This window comes from Cryomorpha ignava, assembly GCF_010686655.1.
Lineage (GTDB): Bacteria > Bacteroidota > Bacteroidia > Flavobacteriales_D > Cryomorphaceae > Cryomorpha > Cryomorpha ignava.
Genome location: NZ_JAAGVY010000038.1, coordinates 41,435 through 51,099, shown reverse-complemented (window position 1 = coordinate 51,099; position 9,665 = coordinate 41,435). Strand labels below are relative to the sequence as shown.

Annotated in this window: 6 protein-coding genes; 5 read left to right on the top strand and 1 reads right to left on the bottom strand. The window is 40.0% G+C overall.

The features are described from left to right. Window positions 1-160: 160 nt before the first annotated feature. Complete coding sequence (locus G3O08_RS16205) at window positions 161-1,489, bottom strand: hypothetical protein (protein WP_163286466.1); 1,329 nt, start codon at window positions 1,487-1,489, stop codon at window positions 161-163. 417 nt (window positions 1,490-1,906) lie between these two features. Between G3O08_RS16205 and G3O08_RS16200 the strand changes: the two genes are divergently transcribed. From G3O08_RS16200 to G3O08_RS16180, 5 genes are all read left to right on the top strand, one after another. Next, a complete protein-coding gene (locus G3O08_RS16200; RefSeq protein ID WP_239541289.1) occupies window positions 1,907-2,248 on the top strand; it encodes a hypothetical protein in 342 nt (113 codons plus the stop codon). 46 nt (window positions 2,249-2,294) lie between these two features. After that, window positions 2,295-2,963 (top strand): response regulator transcription factor, encoded by a 669-nt coding sequence (locus G3O08_RS16195; protein WP_163286464.1) that lies wholly within the window; start codon window positions 2,295-2,297, stop codon window positions 2,961-2,963. Then, window positions 2,960-4,330 carry a sensor histidine kinase gene (locus G3O08_RS16190; RefSeq protein WP_163286462.1) on the top strand — a complete coding sequence of 457 codons (1,371 nt, stop codon included), beginning with the start codon at window positions 2,960-2,962 and terminating at the stop codon, window positions 4,328-4,330. Before G3O08_RS16195 ends, G3O08_RS16190 begins: the two co-directional genes overlap by 4 nt. A gap of 12 nt (window positions 4,331-4,342) precedes the next feature. Beyond that, the gene (locus G3O08_RS16185; RefSeq protein ID WP_163286460.1) at window positions 4,343-5,050 is read left to right on the top strand and encodes a VIT1/CCC1 transporter family protein; all 708 of its coding nucleotides are present in this window, start codon (window positions 4,343-4,345) and stop codon (window positions 5,048-5,050) included. 273 nt (window positions 5,051-5,323) lie between these two features. Next, window positions 5,324-9,649, top strand: coding sequence for a CusA/CzcA family heavy metal efflux RND transporter (locus G3O08_RS16180; RefSeq protein ID WP_163286459.1), 4,326 nt, complete (start codon window positions 5,324-5,326; stop codon window positions 9,647-9,649). Window positions 9,650-9,665: the final 16 nt, after the last annotated feature.

Here is a 9,665-nt window from a genome sequence, read left to right as displayed (position 1 = left end):
ATAAAAAAATAGCCCAAGCAGAAGCTCAGGCTACACAGGATAAACTCAAGAAGAGTCTTCCTTTGGAAGTGTAAATATACGACATAAAAAAATGTCGAAATAAATTTGGATTTTTACACAGTACCTGGAAGGTAGGGTGTCCAATCTGATGTTCCCGAGATCATGCTACTTTTTTCAGACAATTAATTCGCAGTTGCATAAGATTTGGTGTTAGATTTTCCTTTTTCCAAACATTAATTTGTCTTATACGCGTATCTTGTAATGCTGCTTTAAAGTCGAACTTATTTTGAGCGTTCTTACTAAGCTCGGTGTAAAGTGGCATAAAGAGAATAAATGATGTTACGCCATGTAGTTTATTGGGCGATTTGCGAGCTTTATATTTCCCAAAGAGGGATTCGATAATGTCTGAAGAGTTATTATTTGCCGTATCGGCTTCTATAAGTTTGGCTTCATCATTTAGGAATTTAAATATAGTTTCACCTAACTGGATCATTCTATAGTCACCGTGAAATAGATGCTTTTTGATCTCTTGATGGCATTTGGCTACTGTTTCTTTTGACAGCCCCTTATTCTTGCAGAGATCTTCAATGCTTCTTATGCATTCCGTAACTTCTGATAACTCGTCTATTAGCGATGCATTTGCGGGGACAAATGAGAAGACTGCTCGCTCATCTGCTTGATGTGTGTGATAAACATCAAGCATTTTAGAAGACCATTTAACCCATTCCGAAATATTGAGGAAACGCGCAATAGTTCGTTGTTTAGGAGGGAGCAAATAGGCTATTTTTTTCATATTGTACTTAAACTTGGGCTCAGTCATTAATTTGGTATAATTTTTAAAGTCAGGCGCATTCTTATATGTCCTTTCCAAAAACATTCCTAAAGAATGGCTAATGTCGCGTTGATGTATTAAATCTGCACATCTTATTCCCTTCTTCATAATAGAGGCATTGTCGCTAATAACGTAGAGTGGATCATGTCCAACTTTTTCAGATGCGGTTTTTAGCTGTGTTCCCACAGATTCTCCGTTCCAACTATTTGCTACGGCTATATCAAGAATACTTACGTCATTAGAATTGAGCGGCCGTCCCTTGTGTTCTGCCGGGACGCCGAGTGTGAGTAGCAATTTCTCACTTCCTATCATCATACTTTCATCAACGATCTGTGCATATTTAGTGTCTTGCAATGAATCTCCAGATGTTTCATAAACCTTCAATCCGCATTTTTTAACCCAATTCTCAATTGTATTGTGACAAGGGATTTTACCCAGGATTCCATCAAAAACATCGTTTATAACATCTAGTATTTTAACAACCTGACGGAATCCGCAATTAATACGGGTATATAGAGTAGTGCTTAATCGGACAACAAATTCAGAATATTCATATCTTGCGATAGGTTCGAAAGTGATTGTTCTTACTTTTTGCTTAAGGGTATTTTTAGAACGTCGTTTTTTTTTAATTCCTTTTTTAATCGGTCGGTTTGGCATTTTGACTTCTCCAGTTTTTGAGATAGTTTTTTATTTTCCTTTTTCAACTTCGAAAGCTCACTTTTTAAGCCAGCAGTTTTACTATCAATATTGGTCTTTTTCATAATTCTATTTTTATGTGAGAATGACTTTAAATATACTGATAATCAATATAATAAACAAGATTTTTAGTGCAAAAAACACATAAAATATTTAGTTATTAAAAACGCTTAAAACATTCAAATTAAGCTCAAAAATATACTTGTTTTTGGAACGAGAGATTGGACACTCTACCTGAAAGGGCGACATAAATAATACGGAGCGGAAGATGAATTATATGTTTCGTGATTTAAATGGGTAACCCTATATCATTATGAAAAAAGCACTCGCTACATATCAGCCGTAATACTTTTGGGCTTTGGCCTTTTAACCCTGTTTTTGAGTACATCAGTAATTTTTGATTTATTCGGCATTAGAGCCAAAGAAGGCAACTATGTTTTATTTGTGGTTTGGTCAAACTTTATCGCCAGCATATTTTATTTATTTTCATCTTATGGGTTTTTGAAAACCAAAAGGTGGACGAGTATTTTGTTGGCAATAGCATCTGTTTTATTAATCGTTTCATACAATGCGTTGAAGGTACACGTTAGCAATGGTGGCATTTACGAAGAAAAAACACTGAATGCTATGATTTTTAGAATTGCCGTGACGCTTGTGTTTACACTTGTTGCATATTTCACAATACGAAATCCGAAGTCCACTATCTTAAGCAAATCTTAAGCTTCCATTTACCATTGCTTAAATAACTATTACGGATATTTGACCAATGAGAATTCTAATAGTAGAAGATGAAGATGGTATTGCCGCTTTTCTAAAACAGGGGCTGGAAGAAGAGTCGTATGCTGTAGATGTAGCCGATGAAGGCAAGAAAGGTCTGCAATTGGCACTATCGGGCGAGTATGATTTACTGCTTCTCGACTGGATGCTCCCCGGCATGAGCGGGATAGAGATATGCCGGCAATTTAGAAAAGAATTTCAAGACACACCTGTTATCTTTTTAACAGCCAAAGATACCACCGATGAAACCGTATTTGGCCTGCAAGCGGGAGCAAATGACTATATCAAAAAGCCCTTTCATTTCGAAGAACTTTTAGAGCGTGTGCGTGTACAGCTCCGACCAAAGTCTGGTGATCACGCCATCTTTGAATTGGGTAACATTACTTTAAATACAGAAACGCACCAGGTTCATAAGGGCGATAAGGAAATACACCTTACCCAAAAGGAATTTGCACTTTTAGAATACCTGATTCGCAATAAGGGCAAAGTGTGCAGAAGATCACGAATTATAGAAACTGTTTGGGATATCCACTTTGACTACAATACAAGTGTGATTGATGTCTATATCAATGCCTTGCGTAAAAAGCTCGAACTGTCTGATGAAGAAAATTACATCCAGACGATTCGCGGAGTCGGTTATATAGCAAAAGAAATATGAGCCTTAGTTTTAGAAATAGAATAGCCTTCCATTATATGATTGCAACAGCAATTATTATGGCTATCGCTTTTGGCGCGATCTATTTTATTGTACATAAAACGGTTTACAGTAATCTTGACAACGACTTATCCTACGAAGCCCACAAACATACGGGCGAAATAAAAATCATGGGTGATACCATTGTGTTTAGAAATAAAGCGGAATGGGAAGAAAAGGAGCACCGCGAAAGTCAGGTAAACCCTGTCTTTATTCAATTAATTGATGACAAGGGCCGGGTAATGGATAAATCGCCAAACCTTAAAGAAGACGATCTTGCGTTTAACAATTTGATTTTTGGCGGACATTTTAATGCGTCTTTAAATAGTAGAGCCATTAGGCAAGTGCAGCTTCCTTTAGAGCAGGATGGACAAACAAAGGGTTACATATTGGCAGCCATGTCTTCAGAATCGGCGAAGTCGATTATTCTTAAACTGCGGAATGTATTATTCATCTCCTTTTTGGTAATCTTGTCAGGGCTGTATTTTATTTCCAGATATCTGGCTGGAAGAAGTATCAGACCCATAAAAAACGTTACCCATACCATCAAGAAAATTACCGAGCTGAACCTGAAAGAGCGCGTTGCATTACCACCAAATAAAGATGAAATTTATAGGCTCTCTTCCGGATTTAATGCATTGCTTGACCGAATAGAAAATGCACTTGAACGTGAAAAGCAGTTTACGTCAGATGCATCTCACGAACTACGCACACCGCTTGCTTCGCTTAGGGGAACACTTGAAGTTTTGATAAGAAAACCGCGAACACAAGCAGAATACGAAGATAAAATTCAATTTAGTCTGGGCGAAATTGAAAGAATGACGCTAACTCTGGAGCAGTTGCTTCTGCTTGCCAGGCTTGACATACAAGACAATTCTAAAAAGGATAAGCTCATTTCATTGCCCACAATTATTGATGAATCCTTATCTCATTTTAAAAGTCAAATAGCTGCGAAAAATCTCGCGGTGTTATTCGATTTTGAACAGGATCAGAAGCTGCTTGTGCCGCACTTCTACACCCATTTAATGATCGAAAACATTTTGAGCAATGCCGTTAAATATTCTACAAACAATGGCAAACTCGCCATTCATTGCGGCAAATCGGCAGATAAGGTAGTATGCAGCATTCGCGATGAAGGCATAGGGATTAATGAGAAAGATTTGGAACACATCTACGAGAACTTTTTTAGATCTGACGCACTCAATCACAAGCAAATATCGGGCAATGGACTGGGCTTGAGCATTGTTAAAAAATGTGCGGAAGCTATTCGCGCAAAGTTGAACATTATCAGTACTTTAGGCCAAGGAACAGAAGTGAAAATTACATTTTAATTGGGATTGATTATGGAAAATGAATTGGACGATTATTTAGATAATCACTACATACACCGAAGCAACTGGCTAAGAGCGGCTGTACTGGGTGCCAATGACGGCATCTTGTCAACGGCGAGTTTGGCCATTGGTGTGGCAGCGGCGAGCGACATGAGAGAACCCATCGTATTAGCAACTCTGGCCGGATTGGTTGCTGGTGCATTATCCATGGCTGCCGGCGAATATGTTTCGGTGAGCTCTCAAACAGATATTGAAAAAGCAGATATAGAAAGAGAAAAAGAAGAGCTTGAAGAAATGCCAGAGCTTGAATTGCAAAGACTTGCAGAAATCTATGTGGAAAGAGGGCTCAAAAAAGAAACCGCAATGCTCGTAGCAAAAGAGTTTACCGAACATGACGTACTTGCAGCGCATGTAAGAGATGAACTGGGCATCAATGAAATTAGCCAGGCAAAACCATTTCAGGCAGCCTTTGCATCGGGAGCTTCCTTTACTGTGGGTGGCGCTCTACCATTTCTGGTAGCCTATTTTATGCCACTTCAGTACATGGAGTATTCATTGTACGGCTCGGCTATTTTCTTCTTAATCCTTCTGGGAACAGTATCTGCCAAAACGGGTGGTGCAAGTGTTTACAAAGCCATTCTGCGCGTTACTTTTTGGGGCACAGTGGCAATGGGATTAACGGCATTTGTTGGGTACCTGTTTGGAGTTAATCTGGCTTGATACGGATGCGGCAACAAATTACTAAATTGGTTTATTATATAAAAAAATTAGTTTACCCTTTCAATCCGAGTAAGCTTAATTTAATTGAGACCTGCCAGGTTTACTTGCTCCGCTGCGTGAGATCGCTTCGCTAAGTTTGCAAAACCTGGCAGGTCTTACATCACATTACTAAATTGGCCTAAACCAAAATCTTAAGCCAATCTTAAGAAAGCCTTGATAAAACCCTAAGGCTACCCCTTCTACATTTGATGTGTTATTAAAAGAGCCACATCAATGTTAGAAAAAATCATCCAATACAGCATTCATCATAAACTAATAGTTCTTCTATTTACATTGGGTATTGTTGGTTTTGGGCTTTATTCCCTTTCAGAAATTCCCATTGGTGCTGTGCCAGATGTTACAAACAATCAGGTGCAAATCATTACAACATCCAGAAATTTAGCCACAGAAGATGTAGAGAAATTTTTGACCTATCCAGTAGAGCTGGAAATGGCCAATCTGCCTGATGTAAAGGAAATTCGCTCTATTTCCAAATTCGGACTTTCGGTAGTAACCGTTGTTTTTAATGACAATATTGGCACCTACCTTCCCAGGCAACTGATCGCTGAAAAAATAAAGTCGGCTGAAGAAAAGATTCCAGCAGGATTTGGCTCACCTTTTATGGGGCCTATCACGACAGGGCTTGGTGAGATTTATCAATACACCATTGAAGTAGATTCTGCCCATCGAGATCAATATTCTTTATCCGATATACGAACCATTCAAGACTGGGTGGTGAAACGTCAGCTTTCGGGAATTCCGGGTGTGGTAGAAGTGAATACCTGGGGTGGCCATTTGAAACAGTATGAAGTGGCTGTGAATCCTGAAAAACTTAGAAGTCTTCGTATTTCTATTTCAGAAGTTTTTTCGGCATTAGAGAAAAACAACAGCGTGGCCGGTGGCGGATACATTGAAAAAACAAATCAATCCTTTTTTATCAGGGGTGAAGGGTTAGTAGAATCTTTGGAAGATATCGAAAACATTGTAATTGAAACCAGAAATGGTCTGCCTGTTTTCGTAAAAGATGTGGCTGCTGTTGGCTTCGGTCATGCTACCCGTTTTGGTGCCATTACTGGAAACGGGGAAGGCGAGAAAGTGCTGGGACAAGTCATGATGCTGAAAGACGCTAACTCAAATGCCGTAATACAAGCGGTAAAAGATCGTGTGGCAGAGATCTCACCTTCTCTGCCGCCAGGCGTTTACATCAACCCCTTTTTAGAAAGAAGTGAGCTTATCGCCAAAACCACTTTTACCATTGCCGAAAATCTCATATTGGGATCCTTAATCGTGATTTTTGTTGTGGTTCTGCTGCTGGGTAACATGCGTTCGGGCTTGGTGGTCGCTTCGGTTATTCCTTTGTCTTTGCTCTTTGCCTTGTCGCTGATGTACATTTTTGGGGTTGATGCCAACCTGATGAGTTTGGGCGCTATTGACTTTGGAATTATTATAGATGGTGCGGTAATAATTGTTGAATTTATCGCATTCAAAATCACATCCGAGCGCACAAAATACTTGGCCTTACCAAAAGGGGAAAGGCAGGGTTTTATAGACAATATCACCCATCTGGGAGCGAGTAAAATGATGCACTCTGCCGTATTTGGGCAGCTCATCATCATTATTGTATTTATCCCCATTTTATCCTTAGTGGGCATTGAAGGCAAAATGTTCAGACCCATGGCGCTTGTTTTTACGTTCGCACTTTTGGGTACCATGCTTCTTGGTTTTACTTACGTGCCGGTTATGGCATCTCTGTTTATCAGACCTTCTGATCCCGATAAAAAAACAATCTCTACACGTCTTATTGCTTTTCTGGAAAGCAAGTACCAACCTACCATCACCTGGGCATTGCGCAGCAAAAAAATTGTGCTAAGTGCTGCAGTTGCACTTTTAGTAGTTGCAGTTTTTCTCTTTACACGCATGGGCGGCGAGTTTATACCAACCTTAGATGAAGGTGATTTTGTAATTCAACCCGTTCTTAAAACGGGAACATCGTTGAGTAACACGGTTCTCGCCACGACACGTATTGAAAAGATTCTCAAGAAATTTCCGGAAGTAGATCAGGTGGTAAGTCGCATTGGTGCAGCCGAAGTGCCCACAGATCCCATGTCAATGGAAGAAAGTGATGTCATTATCAAACTTATACCCAAGGGTGATTGGACATCAGCAGGAAGCAAAGATGAGCTGGCCGACAAATTTAAAGAAGCATTGACCAATGAAATTCCGGGCGTTGATTTCGAATTTACCCAACCCATTGAAATGCGATTTAATGAGTTGATTACAGGCGTACGAGCCGATTTGGCTATAAAAATTTTCGGAGAAGATTTAGATGTGCTTTATACTAAGGCATTGGAAGTTGAGAAAGCTATCCAAAACATTGATGGCGCTGCTGATATTATAGTGGAAAAAGTGGCAGGGCTTCCGCAGATGTCGGTAAAATACGACCGCCAAAAAATCGCCAAGTACGGCTTGAATGTAGAAGACCTGAACAATATCATTTCAATGGGTTTCGCGGGTATGACTGCAGGAACTGTTTTTGAAGGTGAAAAGCAATTTGATTTGGTGATTCGCTTCGATAAGGAACACCATCAAGGCATTGACGACATTGAAACGGCTACAATCCAATTGCCCAACGGAAATCAATTGCCACTAAGTGAATTTGCCACAATCACAACTACAAAAGGACCCGCTAAAATTTCGCGCGATAATACCAAACGCAGAATTGTAGTAGGCGTAAACGTGCGTGGGCGCGACCTTGAATCGGTGGTTGCTGATGTGCAGGCTGCTATCAATTCAGAAGTAGAGTTGCCAATAGGATACACGGTTGATTATGGCGGTCAATTTGAAAATCTGCGAACTGCAAAAGAGCGTTTGATGATAGCCGTTCCTATTGCGTTGATATTGATATTCATAATGCTCTATTTCGCCTTTGATTCTGTAAAAGAAGCATTGATTATTTATAGTGCCATTCCATTGTCTGCGGTGGGCGGTGTCATTCTTTTGTATGTGCGTGATATGCCGTTTAGCATCTCCGCAGGTGTGGGATTTATTGCACTATTTGGTATTGCGGTTCTAAATGGAATTGTGCTCATTGAAGAGTTTAAAGAGCTCAAGGCGAATGGTATAACCGATATGAAAGAACGTATTATCACCGGTACTCGAAACCGTCTAAGACCTGTTTTGCTAACGGCATCCGCGGCAGCGTTAGGCTTTTTACCTATGGCCATTTCTACATCTGCCGGCGCCGAAGTACAGCGACCACTCGCCACGGTCGTAGTTGGCGGATTAATCTCTGCTACAATTCTAACCTTGGTGGTTCTACCGGTTTTGTATGCCCTATTTGACAGAAAAGGCCATTTCCCGAAAGTGAAAATTCCGACAGCAGCATTCCTTTTACTCTTCTTAATTCCTGCATTTGGCTATAGCCAGAATGAAAAAATCACGGTATATCAAGCCGTTGAAATTGCCATTGAAAACAACCTTGGCTTAAAAGCTTCTGCACAACGCATTGATCAAAGCGAAAAACTTATTGGGAGTGGAATAGACATCAATAAAACAGAAATCTTTTTCAGTAGAGACCAAAATAATTTGGCTCCGAATAATCTGCCGCTCGATGTGTGGGGCATTAGCCAATCTATCCAATTTCCAACAGTGTATGGCGCCCAGAGAAAGGTGATGCAAGGTAAATCGCAATTGGCAAAAGACCAATATGTTATGGATAAGCGCACCATTACCAAAGAAGTGTCCATGGTGTATTATGAGATAGTGTACTGGGAGCAAATGCGTGAAAACTACAGGTATCTGGATAGTTTGTATGCTGAATTCGCTTACGCGGCAAACAGAAAATATGAGCAGGGAGAATCTAATTATTTAGAAAAGTTAACCGCCGAAACGAAGGGGAAAGAAGTCTCGCTCAAGCTGAATCAAATTGTTGAGAGCATTCAGAAATCTTATATCGGTCTCAATCAATGGCTGCAATCTGATACGACTTACCGAATTGATGCTTTGGCTCTGGAGCGTATCGAACTCGTTTCCTTAGATACTATCAACCACCCGACTTTAAACTTTTATGCCGATGCCATGAAGCTTTCAGACCAGCAGCTTAAATTGGAAAAACAACGCTTGCTTCCCGACCTGAATGCGTCTGTTTTTAACGGAACCAATGACGGTGTGGGTGCACAATCTTATTCCGGATTTCAAGTAGGGGTGGGCATTCCATTGTGGTTTGGTAATCAGAAATCTAAAATAGCCGCTGCAAAAATCGGTTCTTCCATATTGGAATCTGAATCGGCGAATTATAAAATTCAATTGGCTTCAAGGTATCAAACTTTGCAATCTGATTTGCGCCAATTTGCCGAAGGGCTAAAATATTATGAATCAACTGGAAAAAAACTTTCGGAAGAAACTTTATTCCATGCCACACAAGCTTTTAAGGGCGGCGAAATAAACTTCCTGCAATACACCCAGCTTTTAGATAATGCCAAAAGCATAGAATCTACCTATCTGAATAATCTCTTCCAATACAACATGACTGTACTGGAAGCCAACTACTTAATGAATTAATGATGAGAAAATATAA

Excerpts from the sequence above, each read along its gene's own strand:
- G3O08_RS16180 (WP_163286459.1), top strand. The coding sequence starts at position 5,324 with ATGTTAGAAAAAATCATCCAATACAGCATTCATCATAAACTAATAGTT.
- G3O08_RS16195 (WP_163286464.1), top strand. The coding sequence starts at position 2,295 with ATGAGAATTCTAATAGTAGAAGATGAAGATGGTATTGCCGCTTTTCTA.
- G3O08_RS16185 (WP_163286460.1), top strand. The coding sequence starts at position 4,343 with ATGGAAAATGAATTGGACGATTATTTAGATAATCACTACATACACCGA.
- G3O08_RS16190 (WP_163286462.1), top strand. The coding sequence starts at position 2,960 with ATGAGCCTTAGTTTTAGAAATAGAATAGCCTTCCATTATATGATTGCA.
- G3O08_RS16205 (WP_163286466.1), bottom strand. The coding sequence starts at position 1,489 with ATGCCAAACCGACCGATTAAAAAAGGAATTAAAAAAAAACGACGTTCT.